This is a genomic window from Delftia sp. (assembly GCF_059499305.1).
In genome coordinates, this window is record NZ_JCABYI010000005.1 from 67360 (window position 1) to 85212 (window position 17853).

Annotated in this window: 21 protein-coding genes; 7 read left to right on the forward strand and 14 right to left on the reverse strand. The window is 66.1% G+C overall.

The genetic code is table 11. From position 1 onward, the window contains the following. The first annotated feature begins 88 nt into the window (after positions 1–88). Positions 89–589, forward strand: a complete 501-nt coding sequence (gene coaD / locus AC5I49_RS05180) for a pantetheine-phosphate adenylyltransferase (RefSeq protein WP_016449072.1) — start codon at positions 89–91, stop codon at positions 587–589. A 53-nt stretch (positions 590–642) separates the two neighbouring features. Here the strand turns inward: coaD and AC5I49_RS05185 are convergent, their stop codons facing one another. The 5 genes from AC5I49_RS05185 to AC5I49_RS05205 all read right to left on the reverse strand — a co-directional run bounded on the left by AC5I49_RS05185 (position 643) and on the right by AC5I49_RS05205 (position 4575). Further along, positions 643–1761 (reverse strand): zinc-binding metallopeptidase family protein, encoded by a 1119-nt coding sequence (locus AC5I49_RS05185; RefSeq protein ID WP_495788947.1) that lies wholly within the window; start codon positions 1759–1761, stop codon positions 643–645. Positions 1762–1926: 165 nt separating this feature from the next. Next, complete coding sequence (locus tag AC5I49_RS05190; RefSeq protein WP_012203732.1) at positions 1927–2247, reverse strand: BON domain-containing protein; 321 nt, start codon at positions 2245–2247, stop codon at positions 1927–1929. Between the two features lie 71 nt (positions 2248–2318). Beyond that, complete coding sequence (locus AC5I49_RS05195) at positions 2319–2708, reverse strand: hypothetical protein (protein ID WP_016449070.1); 390 nt, start codon at positions 2706–2708, stop codon at positions 2319–2321. 111 nt (positions 2709–2819) lie between these two features. Next, entirely contained in the window at positions 2820–2981 is a 162-nt protein-coding gene (locus tag AC5I49_RS05200) for a DUF1328 domain-containing protein (RefSeq protein ID WP_013803930.1), read from the reverse strand. Between the two features lie 244 nt (positions 2982–3225). Beyond that, on the reverse strand, positions 3226–4575 hold the full coding sequence (locus tag AC5I49_RS05205; protein WP_016449069.1) for a sensor histidine kinase: 1350 nt from the start codon (positions 4573–4575) through the stop codon (positions 3226–3228). A gap of 143 nt (positions 4576–4718) precedes the next feature. Here AC5I49_RS05205 and AC5I49_RS05210 point away from each other — a divergent pair, with 143 nt between their 5' ends. Continuing rightward, a complete protein-coding gene (locus tag AC5I49_RS05210; RefSeq protein ID WP_012203736.1) occupies positions 4719–5351 on the forward strand; it encodes a response regulator in 633 nt (210 codons plus the stop codon). A gap of 89 nt (positions 5352–5440) precedes the next feature. On the opposite strand, the gene AC5I49_RS05215 is transcribed toward AC5I49_RS05210, so the two are convergent. From AC5I49_RS05215 to gpmA, 4 genes are all read right to left on the reverse strand, one after another. Beyond that, positions 5441–5839 carry a response regulator gene (locus tag AC5I49_RS05215; protein ID WP_013803928.1) on the reverse strand — a complete coding sequence of 133 codons (399 nt, stop codon included), beginning with the start codon at positions 5837–5839 and terminating at the stop codon, positions 5441–5443. A gap of 119 nt (positions 5840–5958) precedes the next feature. Continuing rightward, positions 5959–6711, reverse strand: coding sequence for a HesA/MoeB/ThiF family protein (locus tag AC5I49_RS05220; RefSeq protein ID WP_017404230.1), 753 nt, complete (start codon positions 6709–6711; stop codon positions 5959–5961). Positions 6712–6782: 71 nt separating this feature from the next. Further along, positions 6783–8219: a S41 family peptidase gene (locus AC5I49_RS05225; RefSeq protein ID WP_016449067.1), complete on the reverse strand. Its 1437-nt coding sequence runs from the start codon at positions 8217–8219 to the stop codon at positions 6783–6785. Positions 8220–8340: 121 nt separating this feature from the next. Beyond that, on the reverse strand, positions 8341–9084 hold the full coding sequence (gene gpmA, locus AC5I49_RS05230; RefSeq protein ID WP_034366077.1) for a 2,3-diphosphoglycerate-dependent phosphoglycerate mutase: 744 nt from the start codon (positions 9082–9084) through the stop codon (positions 8341–8343). A 98-nt stretch (positions 9085–9182) separates the two neighbouring features. Between gpmA and AC5I49_RS05235 the strand changes: the two genes are divergently transcribed. From AC5I49_RS05235 to AC5I49_RS05250, 4 genes are all read left to right on the forward strand, one after another. Beyond that, on the forward strand, positions 9183–9590 hold the full coding sequence (locus AC5I49_RS05235) for a rhodanese-like domain-containing protein (RefSeq protein ID WP_495788948.1): 408 nt from the start codon (positions 9183–9185) through the stop codon (positions 9588–9590). Between the two features lie 88 nt (positions 9591–9678). Then, complete coding sequence (gene grxC, locus AC5I49_RS05240; protein ID WP_016449064.1) at positions 9679–9936, forward strand: glutaredoxin 3; 258 nt, start codon at positions 9679–9681, stop codon at positions 9934–9936. A gap of 129 nt (positions 9937–10065) precedes the next feature. Next, complete coding sequence (gene secB / locus AC5I49_RS05245; RefSeq protein WP_013803924.1) at positions 10066–10521, forward strand: protein-export chaperone SecB; 456 nt, start codon at positions 10066–10068, stop codon at positions 10519–10521. 120 nt (positions 10522–10641) lie between these two features. After that, positions 10642–11652 carry an NAD(P)H-dependent glycerol-3-phosphate dehydrogenase gene (locus AC5I49_RS05250; protein WP_126312522.1) on the forward strand — a complete coding sequence of 337 codons (1011 nt, stop codon included), beginning with the start codon at positions 10642–10644 and terminating at the stop codon, positions 11650–11652. 190 nt (positions 11653–11842) lie between these two features. Here AC5I49_RS05250 and lysA read toward each other — a convergent pair whose 3' ends face one another. Beyond that, a complete protein-coding gene (gene lysA, locus AC5I49_RS05255; protein ID WP_061288232.1) occupies positions 11843–13096 on the reverse strand; it encodes a diaminopimelate decarboxylase in 1254 nt (417 codons plus the stop codon). A 102-nt stretch (positions 13097–13198) separates the two neighbouring features. Between lysA and AC5I49_RS05260 the strand changes: the two genes are divergently transcribed. Further along, on the forward strand, positions 13199–14128 hold the full coding sequence (locus AC5I49_RS05260) for a LysR family transcriptional regulator (protein WP_495788949.1): 930 nt from the start codon (positions 13199–13201) through the stop codon (positions 14126–14128). Between the two features lie 16 nt (positions 14129–14144). Here the strand turns inward: AC5I49_RS05260 and AC5I49_RS05265 are convergent, their stop codons facing one another. The 4 genes from AC5I49_RS05265 to AC5I49_RS05280 form a co-directional block, all read right to left on the reverse strand. Then, on the reverse strand, positions 14145–14357 hold the full coding sequence (locus AC5I49_RS05265) for a DUF3079 domain-containing protein (protein WP_016454156.1): 213 nt from the start codon (positions 14355–14357) through the stop codon (positions 14145–14147). Positions 14358–14402: 45 nt separating this feature from the next. Continuing rightward, entirely contained in the window at positions 14403–15254 is an 852-nt protein-coding gene (panC, locus tag AC5I49_RS05270; RefSeq protein WP_016449059.1) for a pantoate--beta-alanine ligase, read from the reverse strand. A 74-nt stretch (positions 15255–15328) separates the two neighbouring features. Continuing rightward, complete coding sequence (panB, locus tag AC5I49_RS05275) at positions 15329–16210, reverse strand: 3-methyl-2-oxobutanoate hydroxymethyltransferase (protein WP_012203749.1); 882 nt, start codon at positions 16208–16210, stop codon at positions 15329–15331. A gap of 88 nt (positions 16211–16298) precedes the next feature. Next, positions 16299–17843, reverse strand: coding sequence for a hypothetical protein (locus tag AC5I49_RS05280; RefSeq protein WP_495788950.1), 1545 nt, complete (start codon positions 17841–17843; stop codon positions 16299–16301). Positions 17844–17853: the final 10 nt, after the last annotated feature.

Here is a 17853-nt window from a genome sequence, read left to right on the forward strand (position 1 = left end):
GCGCAGCCGACGGGCCATGCTGCAGTGCAATGCATAATGCGCCATCCGTGCCGGACCAGGGCACGCGCAGCCAAGGAAAGTGAACGCCATGAGCCACGACGTGATTGCCGTCTACCCCGGAACCTTCGATCCGATCACGCTGGGCCACGAAGACGTGGTGCGCCGTGCGACCCAGCTGTTCAGCCACGTCATCGTGGCCGTGGCGGCCGGCCACCACAAGAAGACCATGTTCAATCTCGAGGAACGCATGGAGATGGTGCGCGAGGCCGTGTCCATCTATCCCCATGTCCAGGTCGAGAGCTTTCATGGCCTGCTGCGCGACTTCGTGGTCGAGCGCGGCGGCAAGGCCATGGTGCGCGGCCTGCGTGCGGTCACCGACTTCGACTACGAGTTTCAGCTTGCCGGCATGAACCGCACGCTGATGCCCGAGGTGGAAACCGTCTTCCTCACGCCCAGCGACCGCTACCAGTTCATCAGCAGCACCTTCGTGCGCGAGATCGCCACGCTGGATGGCGAGATCGACAAGTTCGTCTCGCCCAACGTGCGCACGCGACTGCTTGAGAAGGTGCAGGCCAATCGCGCTCCTTGAGAGAGGGAGGTCGGCCAGGCGCCTTGGCCCGCCCCCATGACGAGTTCACGGTATCAGGCGCTCTGCGTGGCGGCACTTGCATTCACGGCCGCATGCACGAATTCCAGCTTGCGCCGCGCGCCCATTGAAAGAGCGAACGGATAGGCATCCCCGTGGCCCAGGCTGCGGTTGAGGCTGTTGGTCAGCAGCGTCAGCGGCACCCACTGGTCCAGCATGGTGCCGAAGTCCGGCCGGGCAGGGACCGCGAACGGGTCCTGCACGCACAGCGCGGCCGGCGTTCCCATGCCCGCCGCCGTGCCTGCGCCTCCTGGCAAGGTGATGCAGGTGCCATAGCTGGCCGCAGTCTCCAGCAGATCCACCATGTGCAGGTAGTGGGCCCAGCTTTCGGCCCAGTCTTCCCACGGGTGGGAGGTGGCATAGGCGCTGACGAAGTTGTCGCGCCACTGCCCATCCAGCGGGCTGCGTGCGTAGTAGTTCTGCAGGGCCTGGCCATAGTCCTGGCGCTCGTCGCCGAACAGGCGGCGGAATTCCTCGATACGGCCCGCGCCCACCACCAGCCTGTCCCAGAAGAAGTGGCCGGACTCATGGCGCAGATGGCCCACCAGCGTCCGGTAGGGCTCATGCAGCGCCTGGCGGCGCCGGGCACGCTCGGTATCGTCGGCCTCCACCACGTTCAGCGTGATGGTGCCGTTGGCATGGCCGGTCATCACCGGCGCCTGCCCGGGCAGGTCGGCCAGCAGCTCGAAGCGCGGCCCGTCCTCTCCAGGCCTGGGGCCCAGGCCCAGGCGGGCCAGCGTATAGAACAGCTGGCGCTTGGCCGCCTCGATCTTGGTCCAGCGCAAGGCATTGGCCGGGTCTGACAGATCGGGCAGCCAGCGTGTCTGGCGGCAGGATTCGCACAGCGCGTGGGGGTCGTCGGCGGGCAGGGCGAAGTTGCACTGGCCCACAGGTCCCCGGTGGCTGCACATCTTGTAGAGGCGGCCTGGCGGCTTGCCTGCGCCCAGGGAGGACAGGCTCTCCCACAGCGCGCTGTCCCGCGCGCCGAAAACCGGTCGCAGGCAGGCCACATGCAGTCGCTCTGGCAGGAAGGCCAGGGTGGCGCCGCAGTGCACGCATTGAACGCTGTCGAAGAAAACCGGGTGGCCGCAGGCATCGCAGTTGAAAACTCGCATGTCGGTCACTTTACGCCGTATGCCCTGGCGTCATGAAAAATGATTCCCATGTCGCCCTGGCGCTGCAAGGTCAGATTCCCCCAAGGGTGGTTTTCACCGGGGTGGCCCTGCAATGAAAAAAGGCCGGATGACACCGGCCTTTCGATGGCCCCATGGGGGCCTGCATCAGGGGCGAACCACGATGCTGTTGCGCACTTCGCGCACGTTCTTGGTGGTGCGTGCGATCTCGGCAGCGCGGGCCTTTTCCGACTCCGACTTGGCAAAGCCCGACAGTTGCACCGTGCCGTTCAGGGTCTCGACGCTGATGGAGGTGGCCGAGACGCTCTTGTCCTCTGCCATCTTGGCCTTCACGGCAGTGGTGATGCCGGCGTCATCCACATACGAACCCACGGTCTGCTGGTCGCGGGCCACGGAGCAGGCGGTGGTGCCGAGCACGGTGGCGCCGGCGACGAGAGCGAAAGCGATGGCACGGGTGTACTTTTGCATGGTCAGTTCTTTCTTGGACAAGAAATTGAGGGAAACGGTAGTCGAGGGAACTCGGGGGGCTGGGCTGCAGCTCACTTGCGCGAGCGGGAACTCATGAAGAACGCGGTGGCCAGGGCTGCGCCCGTGGCTGCTGCCAGCAGCATGGAGCGGCCAGGCTGCTCGATGACGTAGCGCGTGGTGGCTTCCGTGGCAGATTGCAGCTGGCGGCGGGCGCGGTCGGAGCTGTCGGCGCAGAAGTTGATTCCGCGCGTGGCCAGTTCCTGGGCACGTGCCGCGAGGTCGTCGATGACGGGATTCAGTTCACGCTCGATGGACTTCACGCCTTCCTCGGCCTTGTCCAGAGCATTTGCTGCAGTGCGGCGCGTGGTGTTGACGGCTTCCTTGGCAGTGTCTGCTACGTCCTGGGCAACGTCCTTGGCGGTATCGGCGGCTTTGTTCACGGCTTTCTCGGCTTGGCTCATTGGTTCTATCTCCTCAAAACTTGCATGAATGGGAAAGGCGGTCGGGCTGCCGGGCTGGCTGCCCGCCGGAGGCGGGCTTGGGCTGGCAGGTGGCTGAAGGCGGCGCCGCCGCTACTTCTTGATCAGGCTCATCACAAAGGTGACTACAGCCATGATCACGAAAATATAGAACAGGATCTTGGCGATGCCTACAGCACCTGCCGCAATTCCGCCAAAGCCGAAGATGGCGGCGACGAGAGCGATCACGAAAAACACGATGGCGTAGTGCAGCATGTAGAACTCCTTGGTTGTTCGTTGCCAAGAAACGGCATCTGGCTGTCAGGAGCCGAGTGCTGTTCCCATGCGATTGACTGTACCGAGCCGCCCGAGGCCGGATTGACGGTGCCCGGCGTGGCATGGCGTCAGGGTTAGGCAGGGGGCGGGTGTAGGAAAAGCGCCGGCCCGCAGTGCCCATCAAGAAAAACCCCTGCCAGGGCGGTGCCGGGCAGGGGTTGTGCGTGCAGGCGATGCGTCGTGGTCAGGCGGATGCCGGGCTCAGTGGAATGACGGCGGAGATGGCCGTGCCCTTGCCCAGTTCGGAGGAGACGGTCAGCCGCCCGCCTGCCGCCTCCACGCGATGGCGCATGCCGGCCAGCCCGTGGGAGTTGGGGCGCATGGCCGAGGTCTCGAAGCCCTCGCCATCGTCCTGGATCTGCACCGTCACATAGGTCGGGTAGTTGTGCACGGAGACCAGTACGTGGCTGGCCTTGGCGTATTTGCCGATATTGGTCAGCGACTCCTGCACGATGCGGTAGACCGTGAGCTGGGTCGACTCCGGCAGCTCCACCTGCTCCAGGTTCGCTGTGACCTCGATGCCGCTGCGCTCGCCGAATTCGCGTGCCAGGATTTCCAGCGCCGTGGTCAGGCCCAGGTTGGACAGGGACGAAGGACGCAGGTCCTCGATGATGCGGCGCTTGAGGGCAATGCCGCTGTTGAGCGTCTCCACCAGATGGCTGACGCGCTCTCCCACGTCGGGGGCGCTGAGGTCGATCTTGGATTTGAGCCGGGCCACATCGAGCTTGGCCGCCGTCAGCAGCGAGCCCAGTTCATCGTGCAGCTCGCGCGCCAGGTGGCCGCGCTCATCCTCGCGCACCTGCTGCAAGTGGTTGGCCAGCTCCGTCAGCGTGGCCGTGCGTTCGCGCACCAGGGCTTCAAGGCGGTTGCGCTCGTCACGCTGGATTTCCTGCTCGCGCTGATGGGCCTGCTGCAGCGCGTGGGCCTGGCGCAGGTACATGAAAAAGCCCAGCACGCCCAGCGCGGTCACCGTGGCAATGCCTATGCGCGACAGCGACAGCGTGTGCTCGATATCCTGCAGGTTCTTGGCCGAGCGCTCGTCTATGCCTGACAGCAGCTTGCCTGTGTAGTCCCGGATGGCATCCATGTTCTCCATGCCCACGTCCGTGAACATGACGAAGCGCCAGGCTTCCTCGTTGCCCTGGCGGTACAGGCGCAGGCTCAACTCCATCTCGCTCATCTTGCGCTCGACCTGGCGGGCCAGCGGCGTGAAGATGGCCAGTTCCTGGGGGTCGTAGATGAAGATCTGGCGCAACTCGTCCATGTTGTAGTTGATGGCCGTGATCGCCTTGCTGTAGGGCTCCAGGTAGCGCTCCTCCCCCGTGAGCAGGTAGCCGCGCAGGCCGGTCTCTGCATCGAGCATCAACCGCAGCAGTTGGCTGATTTCCGAGCGGGTCGCCTGGGTCTGGGTCATGGCCTCCAGCGCCTTGGTCGAGCGCTTGTAGCTGGCCTCGTTAATGCTGACAAGCAGCACGGCCGCAACGATGGCAAATGCCAGGCTGATCGCAATTCTTCGGAAATTTATCCAACGCATAAGCATCCTCTCACCTACAAGATCTTCGCCGATATTCTGCATAATTCGTGTTATCGGCAGCCGGAGCAGTTCCTGCCCCGGCCGTTACCATATATTGTTTGCACGACCGGCGTTCCTGCTGGTCCCCCGAAAAAGAGGTATTCATGATCAGAATCGGCATTGTGGACGACCATGCAATTGTGCGCTCGGGTCTGCGTCAGTTTCTCTCGGAACATGTGGACCTGCGTGTAGTCGGTGAGGCCGCCAATGGCCGTGAGGCCATCGACCTGGTCCGAGCCCACGAGATCGACGTGCTGCTGATGGACCTGTCCATGCCCGGGCAAAGCGGCATCGATGCGCTGGCCATGCTGCGGGCCAAGGCCCCTGACATGGGCATCCTGATCCTGAGCGGATATCCCGAGGAGCACTACGCGATCAACCTGATCCGCCAGGGCGCCAGCGGCTACCTGAACAAGGAATGCGATCCCCAGGAGATTGCCGAAGCGATCCGCACCGTGGCCCTGGGCCGCCGCTACCTGACGCCGGCCGTGGCCGACCTGCTGGCCCAGCAGCTCAACCGCAAGGATGACGCGCCAGCGCATGAACAGCTGTCCGAGCGTGAGTTCCAGGTCTTCCTCAAACTCGCGCGCGGCGAAACGGCAGGTGATATTGCGAAATCGCTCTCGCTGAGCGTGAAGACGGTCAGTACCTATCGCACGCGGCTTATGGAGAAAATGGGATTGTCATCCAACAGCGATCTCACGTATTACGCGCTGAAAAACCGGCTGATCGACTGATTCCCAGTCAATAGAAAATACGGGCTGCACGATTATCAAGTCGTGCAGCCTTTTTCTTTGATGGAGAGTAAAAATGCCGTGTTTTGGGTTCAGGCTGTTTTGAGTTGATTGAGCGATGCGGCGTCGATATTCATGCAATAGTCCATGAGTGCATCGATCTCATTGGACTTGTCGAAGACCGCATCCACGCCGAGCTGGGCGCAGCGGCTGCGGATGTCAGGGGTGGCGTAGTTGCTGAGCACCACGATCTTCTGGTGCGGCTGGCGCTCGCGGCAGGCGGTGAGCACACCCAGGCCGCTGCCCTGGCGCAGGAACAGATCGACGATGGCCAGATCCCATGCGTCGGGGTTCTGCTGAAGCCAGTCCGTCCCCGCGCTTTCCGTCTCGGCGATGCCCACGGCCTCGACATCGGCGAGTTCCTCGAGCGTGGCGATCAGGTTCTCGCGGATCGTAGGGTTGTCTTCAACAAGATAGGTGCGCAATTTCACGGCTGTATCCAATAGGGACGCGGATGGCAATCGGAGTCCGGCGGAACCCGGCCTTCATTGTCCTGCGCGACAGCGGGCGATTGTGCCAGTGGGGGATCGGCCTGGAAGTCAGTCGATTCCTACGCCTTGTTGCCGCAAACGGGACAGTCCGGCACACGGGTGGTTTGCATGCTACTCCAATCGAGGCTGCGGCTGTCGAACATGGTCAGGCGGTTTGTTGCAGGCGTGCCAAAACCCGCGATCAGCTTGAGGGCTTCGGCCGCCTGCAGCGTGCCCATGACGCCGACCACGGGGGCGAAGACGCCCATGGTCGAGCACTGCACTTCCTCGAACTGCGCCTCCGGCGGGAATACGCAGGCATAGCAGGCGCAGTTCTCGTCGCGTGGGTCCATCACCATGAGCTGGCCGTCCAGGCGGATGGCCGCCCCCGCCACCAGGGGCACCTTGTGCCGCACGCAGGCCGCGTTGATCATGTGGCGCGTGCGGTAGTTGTCCGTGCAGTCCAGCACCACCGTGGCTTGGGGCACGAGCTCGTCGAGCAGGGCATCGTCTGCGCGCTGCTGGCGGCAATCGATGCGGATGCCGGGGTTGATGGCATGCACGGCCGTGCGTATGGATTGCACCTTGGGCTGGCCCACGCGATCGGTGGTGTGGGCAATCTGGCGCTGCAGGTTGGTCATGTCCACGGCATCGTCGTCCACCAGGGTGATGCGGCCGATGCCGGCCGAGCCCAGGTACAGCGAGGCAGGCGCGCCCAGGCCGCCTGCGCCGATGATGAGCACATGCGCTGCCAGGATGCGCTCCTGGCCTTCGATGCCGATCTCGTCCAGCAGGATGTGGCGCGAGTAGCGCAGCAGTTGATCGTCGTTCATTCGCGTCTCCAGACGTGAAAAAGCCGGGCGCGGGCCCGGCTTGGTGGGAGCGCGGACCCGGTCCGAGCTCTTCAGTTTTCCTTCTTTTCGGGCTCGCGCTCGGTCAGGGTCTTGCTGACCATGACGGGCTGGCCCTTGAGGCGGTTGAGCGCCTGCTGCAGCTGGAAGTCCTTTTCGGTGCCGAACTCGGGCAGGCGACGCTCGGCCAGGGGCTTCTTGGCCTCTTCCTCCAGGCGCTTGCGGGCTTCCTCGCGGGCCTTCTCGCGTACTTCGTCCTTGACTTCGGCGCCCTGTCCGCTGGACAGGTGCTTTTCCAGGTCGGCCTCGCGCATGCGCAGGGCAGCGAACAGATCGCCTTCAGGGGTCTCGTCCACCATCACGTCAGGAACGATGCCCTTGGCCTGGATGGATTTGCCGCTGGGCGTGTAGTAGCGGGCCGTGGTCAGCTTCAGGCCCGTGTCGGGACCCAGCGGGCGAACGGTCTGCACCGAGCCCTTGCCGAAGGTCTGGCTGCCCATGATGACCGCACGCTTGTGGTCCTGCAGGGCGCCGGCCACGATTTCGCTGGCCGAGGCCGAGCCTTCGTTGACCAGAACCACCAGCGGCAGCTTCTTGAGCGAGGCGGGCAGGCGCTGCAGCGGGTCTCCCATGCCGCGGCGGGCATAGAAGCTGGGAGAGGCCTTGTAGGTTTCCTTGCTCTCGGCCAGCTGGCCGTTGGTGGACACCACGGTCACATCGGGCGGCAGGAAGGCTGCCGAGATGGCGACGGCCGCGTCCAGCAGGCCGCCCGGGTCGTTGCGCAGGTCCAGCACCAGGCCCTTCATGTTGGGTTCCTGCTTGTACAGCTCTTCGACCTTGCGCACGAAGTCGTCCACCGTGCGTTCCTGGAACTGGCTCAGACGAATCCAGCCGTAGCCGGGCTCGATGACCTTGCCCTTGACGGATTGCGTCTTGATTTCCTCGCGCGTGATGGTCACGGGGAAGCTGCGGCTTTCATCCTTGCGCAGGATGGTCAGCTGCACCTTGGTGTTGGGCTCGCCGCGCATGCGCTTGACGGCGTCGTTGAGCGACAGGCCCTTGACGGCCGTGTCGTCGATCTTGGTGATCAGGTCGCCGGTCTTCAGGCCCGCGCGGAAGGCGGGGGAGCCTTCGATGGGCGAGACGACCTTGATCAGGCCGTCTTCCTGCGTGATCTCGATGCCTACGCCGACGAAGCGGCCCGAGGTGCCTTCGCGGAATTCCTTGTAGGACTTCTTGTCGAAGTACTGCGAATGCGGATCGAGGCTGGACACCATGCCGGAGATGGCATCGGTGATCAGCTTCTTGTCATCGACCGACTCGACATAGTCGGTCTTGATCAGGCCGAAGACGGCGGACAGCTGCTGGATCTCTTCCAGCGGCAGCGGGGTCATGGCACCGCGGGCCACGGTCTGCAAGGAAACCGTGGTCAGTGCTCCGGCGATTACGCCTACGGAAACCCAGCCGGCAATTTTGATTTTCTGGCCCATATCACCCCTTTAACCGCGTCAATATACACCCGCTTGGAAAGGCAAGCGCCCGCGTGGTTCCCTAAAAACGGCGCAGCAAGCGCAATTTCCGTAGCAGGCGCTCACCTCAGGCGGGTCAGGCTCAAGCCTTGCCCTGTGCGGCCACGGCGGCAGCCGCCTTGGCGGCAGCCTCGGCATCGCCCAGGTAGTAGTGGCGAATGGGCTTGAGATTGGCATCCAGCTCGTAGACCAGCGGAATGCCGTTGGGCACGTTGACGCCGACGATGGCGTCATCCGAGATGCCGTCCAGGTACTTGATCAGCGCGCGGATGGAGTTGCCATGCGCGGCAACCACGACGCGCTTGCCGGACAGGATGGCGGGCGCGATGGACTCGTTCCAGAACGGCAGCACGCGCGCGACCGTGTCCTTCAGGCATTCGGTCAGCGGCACCTGGCTGGGGTCCAGCTGGGCGTAGCGCACGTCGCTGCGCTCGCTGCGCGGGTCCTGGGGCTCCAGGGCCGGCGGGGGAGTGTCGTAGCTGCGGCGCCAGACCAGCACCTGGGCGTCGCCGTACTGCTTGGCCATGTCGGCCTTGTTCAGGCCCTGCAGGCCGCCGTAGTGGCGCTCGTTCAGGCGCCAGCTGTGCTGCACGGGCAGCCAGGTGCGGTCCATTTCGTCCAGCGTGTGCCACAGCGTGCGCGTGGCGCGCTTGAGCACGCTGGTGAAGGCCAGGTCGAAGTCGTAGCCTTCGGCCTTGAGCAGGCGGCCGGCGTTCTTGGCCTGTTCGACGCCGGTGGCGGTCAGGTCCACATCGGTCCAGCCGGTGAAGCGGTTTTCGAGGTTCCAGGTGGATTCACCGTGGCGGATCAGCACGAGCTTGTACATGGCGGCTTTCTAAGTCTCTCGATGCGACAAAGCTGGGCTGTCGCGGGGGCAAAAGCCAGCATTCTAGAATTGACAGGTTTGCCAACCCAAGGAATGACGTGAAATTCATCATCGATAACTGGTATTTGATCCTGATCGCGCTGGCTTCCGGCGTGATGCTGCTGCTGCCCCTGGTGCGCGGCGCAGGCGGCGGCTCGCTGACGGCGGCGCAGGCCGTGCAACTGATCAACCGCCAAAAGGCCGTGGTCATCGATGTCTCCGAGCCCGAGGAGTACGCGGCCGCCCATGCCAATGGCGCCAAGAATGTGCCGCTGGGCCAGTTCGAGGAAAAGCTGCCTGCCACCGTGAAGAACAAGGCCCTGCCGCTGGTGCTGATCTGCACCAAGGGCAACCGCGCCTCGCGTGCCGAAGGCATTGCGAAGAAGCTGGGCTACGAAAACGCCCAGGCCCTGGCCGGTGGCCTGAAGGCCTGGCGCGATGCCGGCATGCCGGTTGAAAAGGCCTGAAGCGCCTCCAGTTGATCACGATGGAAGCCGCTGCGCCGCGTCCCCGGCGCCTGCAGCCGGCAAGCCGCCCACTCGAAGAAAGTCGCATATGCAAGCCGTGAAGATGTACACCACCGCTGTCTGCCCCTATTGCATTCGGGCCAAGCAGATCCTCAAGTCCAAGGGCGTGGAGCAGATCGAAGAGATCCGCATCGATACCGACCCTGCCGCGCGTGACGTGATGATGCAGAGCACGGGCCGCCGTACGGTGCCCCAGATCTTCATCGGCGACCACCATGTGGGCGGCTGCGACGACCTGATGGCGCTGGACGCCGACGGTGGCCTGGTGCCCATGCTGCAAAGCTGAAACACGGGCACTGCATAATGCAGGCCCAGGTGCCCGCTGCGCAACCTATTGGCAGCGGGCATTTTGTTGGTGATTTTTTTGATGCCCTGGCCGCCGTGCCAGGGTTTTTTGCCCAGAAAGACTGATTCCATGGCCGAACAGGACACTCCCGTCTTCCAGATCCAGCGCGTCTACCTCAAGGACCTGTCGCTGGAGCAGCCCAATTCGCCCGCCATCCTGCTGGAGCAGGAGCAGCCCAGCGTGGACATCCAGCTCGGCGTCGAGGCGACTCCCGTGGCCGAAGGCATCTACGAAGTGGCCGTGACGGCCACCGTGCAGACCAAGATCCAGGACAAGACCGTGTTCCTGGTCGAGGCCAAGCAGGCCGGCATCTTCGAGATCCGCAACGTGCCCGAAGACCAGATGGGTGGCGTGATCGGCATTGCCTGCCCCCAGATCATCTATCCCTACCTGCGCGGCAACGTGGCCGACGTGGTCACACGCGCCGGCTTCCCGCCCGTGCACCTGGCCGAGATCAACTTCCAGGCCATGTACGAGCAGCAGCAGGCAGCCGCCCAGGCGGACGGCAACTCGCTGCCGCAGTAAGCCGGTCCCATCCCGGCCGATGAGACTTGCGCCCAGGCGCGTCGCATCGCTGTGGTACAAGAAAAGAGGCCCGAGGGCCTCTTTTTTTCATCAACGTCGCTTCTTCAACGTCGGGCAGATATGAACATTGTGGTGATTGGTGCAGGCGCCTGGGGCACGGCGCTGGCAATGAGCGCGGCCTCGCGCGATGACGGACGTGTCGTGACGCTGTGGGCGCGCGACGCTGCCCAGGCGCAGGCCATGCGGGACAGCGGCGAGAACGCGCGCTACCTGCCGGGCGTGGCGCTGCCTGCCGCGCTGCAGGTGGTGCATGGCGAGATCGACGGCCATCTGGCTGCGGCAGACCTGATCGTGATCGGCACGCCCATGGCGGCCTTGCGCGAATGGCTGGGCCGCCTGCGCAATGTGGGGGCGCCCGTGGTGTGGCTGTGCAAGGGCTTCGAGGCCGTGCCCGCAGGCGCGTCGGCCGCCGCCCATGGACTGATGGCGCACGAGGTCTGCGCCCAGGTGGCGCCCGATCTGCTGTGCGGCGTGCTCAGCGGCCCCAGCTTTGCGGCCGAGGTGGCGCGCCACCAGCCCACGGCCCTGGTGGCGGCCAGCCGGCATGCCGAGGTCAATGACGCCCTGGTCGCGGCCTTCCATGGCGATGCCATGCGCGTCTACGCCAACGCCGACATCGTGGGCGTGGAAGTGGGCGGTGCCGTGAAGAACGTGCTGGCCATTGCCACCGGCCTGTGCGACGGCCTGCAGCTGGGCCTGAACGCCCGCGCCGCGCTGATCACGCGCGGCCTGGCCGAGATGACGCGACTGGGCCTGGCCCTGGGCGCGCGGGTGGAGACCTTCATGGGCCTGTCCGGCCTGGGCGATCTGGTGCTGACGGCCACGGGCGACCTGTCGCGCAATCGCAAGGTGGGCCTGCTGCTGGCCCAGGGCCGCACGCTGGAGCAGGCCGTGGCCTCGCTGGGCCATGTAGCCGAGGGCGTGTACAGCGCGCGCACCGTGCTGGCGCGCGCGCGGCTGCTGAATGTGGAGATGCCGATCACCGAAACCGTGGTCGAGCTGCTGGACGGCCGGCTGCAGGCGGCCGAAGCCGTGCAGCACCTGATGGCGCGCGATCCACGCGGCGAGTGATTCTTCGGTGTCCATGAAAAATGGCCCACACGCTCCCCTTGCTGCGCAAGGTCCACTGCCCCCCGAGGGGGCCGCTTTTCATCTTGGGGCGGCCCGGCGATGAAAAAGCCCCGGAGCTGGAAGGCCCCGGGGCTTTTTTGCGTCAGAAATCCTGGCGCTTGGCGCGCTACATGCCCAGTTACATGCCCAGTTACAGGCCCAGCTCCAGACCCAGCAGTTCCTCCACCGTCTGGCGGCGGCGGATGAGGCGCGCGCTGTCGCCGTCGACCAGCACCTCGGCGGCCAGCGGGCGCGTGTTGTAGTTGCTGGACATGGAGCTGCCATAGGCGCCCGTGTCATGGATGACCAGCAGGTCGCCCACCGAGGCGCCTGCCAGCGCGCGCGGCAGCACCACGCCGCCGTCGCCCTGGGTGAACACGTCGCCCGATTCGCACAGCGGGCCGGCGACCACGGCATCGCGCAGGGGCATGGCCTGGCCGTCGCGGCGCAGCACTTCCATGCCGTGCCAGCTGCCGTACATGGAGGGGCGCATCAGCTCGTTGAAGCCCGTATCGACCAGCACGAAATGGTTGCTGCCCGCATTCTTGGTGGCGCGCACCTGGCCCAGCAGCACGCCCGACTCGGCCACCAGGAAGCGGCCGGGTTCGATCTCCAGGCCCAGCGCATGGCCCACGATGGCCTCGGCGTCCTTGCGTGCCGCATCCCACAGGCCGTGGTAGTGGGCGGTGTCGATGGTGGCGTCGCCATCGCGGTAGGGAATGGACAGGCCGCCGCCGGCCGAGATGGCCTGCAGGTCATGGCCTGCCTGGCGGGTGGCGCGCACCAGCTCGACCATGGCGCCGCAGACCTGCTGCAGGTGGCCGTAGTCCACGCCCGAGCCGATGTGCATGTGCAGGCCGGCCAGCTTCAGGCCGCCGTCGCGGATGGCCTGCAGCGCCGCCAGCAGGTCGCTGTGCCAGATGCCGTGCTTGCTGTGCTCGCCGCCCGTGTTGGTCTTGTTGCTGTGGCCGTGGCCGAAGCCGGGGTTGATGCGCAGCCACACGGGATGGCCGGGCGAGGCCTGGGCCAGCTGGTGCAGCATGTCGATGGAGCCGGCGTTCACGGGCACCTTGTGCTCGGCCACGCAGGCCAGCGTGGCCTCGTCCATCACGTCGGCGGTGAACACGATGTCGCTGTGCAGGTCGTCGCCATGGCCGGCCGCGTAGCCGGCGGCTAGCGCACGCAGGATTTCGCCGCGCGAGACGGCGTCCACCTTCACGCCCTGCTCGCGCATCAGCCGCAGGATGTGGATGTTGGAGCAGGCCTTCTGCGCAAAGCGGATGGTGTCGAAGGCCTTGAGCTGGGCGATGCGCGCGCGGATGGTGGCGGCGTCATAGACCCACAGCGGCGTGCCGTGCTGGTCGGCCAGGGCCCAGAGCTGGGCGGGCGAGAAGGGATTGGACATGGTGTCTCTTTCAGGGGAACTGCCGCGCATGATGGCGGATGGGGGTCATTCAGTCCAATGCTTGTTCTTATGGTGTCTATTTGATTTGGATATGCTCTGCCCATGCAAGACCCCGCGCTGCCGCACACGTCCCCCGAGCCCCGCATCTCCCATCGCCACCTGGAGGTGTTTCGCGCGCTCATGCTCAGCGGCAGCGCCACGGCGGCGGCGCAGATGCTGTACAGCTCCCAGCCCACCGTCAGCCGCGAACTGGCGCGCCTGGAAAGCCTGCTGGGCTATGCGCTGTTCGAGCGCGCCCAGGGCCGGCTGCGGCCCACGGCACGCGCCCTGTCGCTGTGGGCCGAGGTGCAGCGCAGCTGGCAGGGGCTGGATCGGGTGGTGGAGCATGCGCTGGCCCTGGGGCGTCCGCACCAGGCGCGCATCAACGTGCTGTGCCTGCCCGCGCTCAGCCATGCGCTGCTGCCCGCAGCGCTGGCGCGGCTGCATGCGGAGCATGGCCCCGTGGCCGTCAGCGTGGCCACGCAGGAGGCGCCGCTGCTGCAGGAGTGGATGGCCGCCCAGCGCTACGACCTGGGCCTGGCCGAACTGGCCGAGGCGCCGCCCGGCACGCGTGCTCTGGCTTTGCCCGCCATGGACGAGGTGGCCGTGCTGCCGGCAGGGCATGCGCTGGCGGCCCGCCCGGTGCTGGAGGCGGGCGACTTTGCGGGGGAGGGCTTCATCAGCCTGGCGCGAGACGACCCCTATCGCCAGCAGATCGATGCCGTGTTCGAGCAGGCCGGCGTGCAGCGCCAGCTGCACCTGGAGACCCACAGCGCCGTGGCGGTCTGCGCCATGGTCCAGCATGGCCTGGGCGTGGCCATCGTCAATCCGCTGACGGCGCGTGCCTGCGCCGGGCCGCAGCTGGTGGTGCGGCCGCTGGCGTTTTCCATTCCCTTCCAGGTCCATGCGCTGCTGCCGCTGCACCGGCCGGCCGTGGCCGAGGTGCAGTGGCTGGTGGACGCGCTCGCCGCCGAGGTGGCCGCGGTCGCTTGAAGTGGGGTGGGCGACTTCAGCGCGCCGCGTCCTTCAGGCTGGCTGCGTTGTCTGCCGCCGGCTCGGGCGGCAGGCCCCACTCCATCCAGTCGTCGCCAAAGATCTCCACCGGGTGCTGTGTGCGGTCCGATCCGTTGCCGCAGGCCAGCTCGTCGCGGGCGCAGTAGCGGTCGCAACCCCAGCAGGTGCGCTCGGGATGGGCGGGGTGGATGGGGAATTTCCTGGCCATGGCATCCAGCTTGGACCGCCATGGCCGCCAGGGTTTTGCGCTGGATCAGAATTCCAGGTTGTCGATCAGGCGCGTCTTGCCCAGGCGCGCGGCGCCCAGGGCCACCAGGGGTGCACCGGCCAGTTGCGCGCCCTCGGCCGGCGGCTGCAGGTCACGGCGCAGGCGCACGGTCAGGTAATCGGGCTCCCAGCCCTGTGCGGCCAGGGACTGCATGGCCCATGCCTCCAGTTCGGCCAGCGGAGCCTGGCCTGCGCGCGTGGCGTCGGCCAGTTGCTTGAGTGCCTGCGACAGCGCCATGGCCTGCTGGCGTTCATCGGGGCTCAGGTAGCCGTTGCGCGAACTCAGCGCCAGGCCGTCGTCGGCGCGCGCCGTGTCGCCGGCCACGATGTTCACGGGCAGGGCGAACTGCTCGACCATGCGGCGGATCACCAGCAGCTGCTGGTAGTCCTTCTTGCCGAACACGGCCGTGCCGCCGCCGCTGGCGAAGAACACGGCCGAGAACAGCTTCATCACCACGGTGCACACGCCCGTGAAGAAGCCGGGGCGGAAATGGCCTTCGAGGATGTCGGCCAGCTGCGCGTCGGGCTGGATCTTGAAGGTCTGCGGCTCGGGGTAGAGATCGGCTTCGCGCGGGGCGAACAGCAGGTCGCAGCCTTCGCTCTCCAGCTTGGCGCAGTCCTGCGCCCAGGTGCGCGGATAGCTGTCGAAATCCTCGTGCGGCAGGAACTGCAGGCGGTTCACGAAGATGCTGGCCACGACGATGTCGCCGTGCTGGCGCGCGGCGCGCACCAGGGACAGGTGGCCATCGTGCAGGTTGCCCATGGTGGGCACGAAGGCAGGGCGGCCCTTGCTGGCCAGGATGGCGCGCAGGTCGGCGATGGAGTGGACGATTTGCATGGGAAAGCGGGGAAGCGGGAAAGCGGGGGAACGGGAAGCGGGAAGCGGAAAAACGGACCGTGCAGCCTGCCGGACTACCAGGCGTGCTTGCTGTCGTCGGGGAAGCTGCCGTTCTTCACGGCATGCACATAGGCCTCGAAGGCGCCCTTGACGCTGCCCGCATCGGCCATGAAGTTGTGCACGAAGCGGGCCATCTTGCCCAGGTTCACGCCCAGCATGTCGTGCAGCACCAGGACCTGTCCGGCCGTGCCGCTGCCCGCGCCGATGCCGATGGTGTGGCAGTGCGGCAGCTCGGCCGTGAGTTCGCGCGACAGCTGTGCCGGCACCATCTCCAGCACCAGCATGGAGGCGCCTGCATCCTGCAGTTCCAGCGCATGGCGGCGCAGCGTGGCCGCGCCCTCGTCGCTCTTGCCCTGGACGCGGTAGCCGCCCAGCGCATGCACGGTCTGCGGCGTCAGGCCCAGGTGGGCGCAGACGGGCACGCCGCGCTCGACCAGGAATTGCACGGTGGGCGCGGTCCAGCCGCCGCCTTCGAGCTTGACCATGTGGGCGCCGGCCTGCATCAGCTCGCAGGCGCTGCGCATGGCCTGCTCGCGGCTTTCGGCGTAGCTGCCATAGGGCATGTCGGCGATCAGCCAGGCCGTGCCCTGCACGCGGTGCAGGCCGCGCGCCACGCTGGCCGTGTGGTAGCACATGTCCTGCAGCGACACGCCCACGGTGCTGTGCAGGCCCTGGCAGACCATGCCCAGCGAATCGCCGACCAGGATGCACTCCACGCCGGCCGCATCGGCCACGGCCGCGAAGGTGGCGTCGTAGGCGGTGACCATGGTGATCTTCTCGCCGGCCTCGCGCATCTGCGCCAGGCGCGGAAGGCTCACGGGGCGGCGCTGGGGCAGCGGCGAGGCGGGAGGGATGGTGCCGTAGGGCGTGCCGGCGGTGACGGGGGCTTGGGTCATGGGGCGCTCGGAGGGGGATGGAATTGCCGCGAGTCTATGCGATGCGCGCCGGGGGGCACCTGTCCCTGAGCTGTCCTTTGCTGTTCCGTCACCTTTCGGGCAGGCCACGCCATCGGCGCCACAGCGGAGACAGCAGGGCCACGAGCAGGGCCGTGCTGGCTGCCACGGCAGGCGCTCCCATCAGCAGGTCCAGCCAGTGCTGGGTATCCGTCCAAGGGCCTGCGCTGCCGGTAGGGCGTGGCAACAGCAGTCTGGACCACTCAGACCAGGCGGCGGCGAGCCATATCAGGGCCAGCGACATGCCCAGGGCCAGCAGCACCGCGCCGGCCCAGGGGCGCTTGAGCAGACGGATGCGCATCCAGGCGACCGATATCAGCGCGGCGGGAAACAGCCCCCGCACATAGAGGTTGGTGATTCCCAGCATCCCGGCCAGCACGCTGCCAAGCAAGGTCAGGACCAGGCATGCGCCCCAGGCCACCAGCTGCATGGCGGGCATCAGGCGCACCAGCACCAGGGCCAAGGCGAGGAAGAAGCCAGCGCTGACTGCCGCCAGCAACTGGGACATCCTTGGCCATTCGTCGTCGCGGGACCTGTCAGCGCGCCGCAGATGGCTTTCCTGGTAGGCCGGCAGGGCCAGGCCGTAGCGCGGGTGCTGCCATTGCACATGCTGCGGCGGGCTCCACCGGCTGTCGAACCTCTCCAGCAGCATGAGCCACTCACGGTTGCTCTGGGCCAGATAGGTACCGAAGCATTTGCGCGGATCCGGCTCCAGATCCAAAGGCCTGCTGCGACCCAGGGCTGGTTTGCAGTTGGAGTTCTGCGCTCTGGATACCTTCTCGCCAGTCTCTGGTTGCGGGTTCGCTGCCAGGTAGGCGCGCCATTCCTGGGCCAGGGGGGATTGCAGCGCGCTGCGGTAGCTGGCCAGCAGGTGCTCAGCCTGGTCCTGCGCGGAGCTGGCAGACTGGCGCACATAGCCTCTGGCCTGCAATGGCTGGCCGTAGCGCTCGAGTGTCTGGGCAATCGCGGCCTGGTCTCCGCGCATCAACCAGACCAGGGCCTGGATGCCCGGGTACTTCGCCGGATCGACCTCTTCCTCGCGCAGCACACGTATCCATTCCACGAGCATGGCCGCCTGGCGTGGCGCGGCAAGCGCCTCCAGGGCGGCGACTTGCTCGACAGTCTGGATCTGTGCATTGACATCCGTGTCCGACCATTGGCGCTGAATCCGCATTTCATAGATGGGCGAAAAGGCGATCGCAGGCGCGAACAATAGCGATAGGAACAAGGCTCCCCACAGGTACTCCCACCACAGGCCCCAGCGGCCCACGGGGGCGTGTTCGCGCCAGCGGTTGTGGATGCGCACGCGCAGCAACCACCACAGCGCCAGGCCGATCGCCACGATCCAGGCCACGACGGAGCCGATGTCCAGTGCCAATTGCTCGGGCGTTTGCTGTGCCGTGGACGCAACGCCAGGCAGGGAGCCCATCCAGCGCGCGGGTTCGGCCATCCATTGCATCCAGATGCCCAGCACCAGCACGCACCACAGCAGCGCCAGCGGCAGATACCAGTGCAGCCGCAACTGCCACAGCAGGGGGCAGCGCATCAGCACCCATTGGTCCCAGCGGTTCGTCATATCGGAAAAA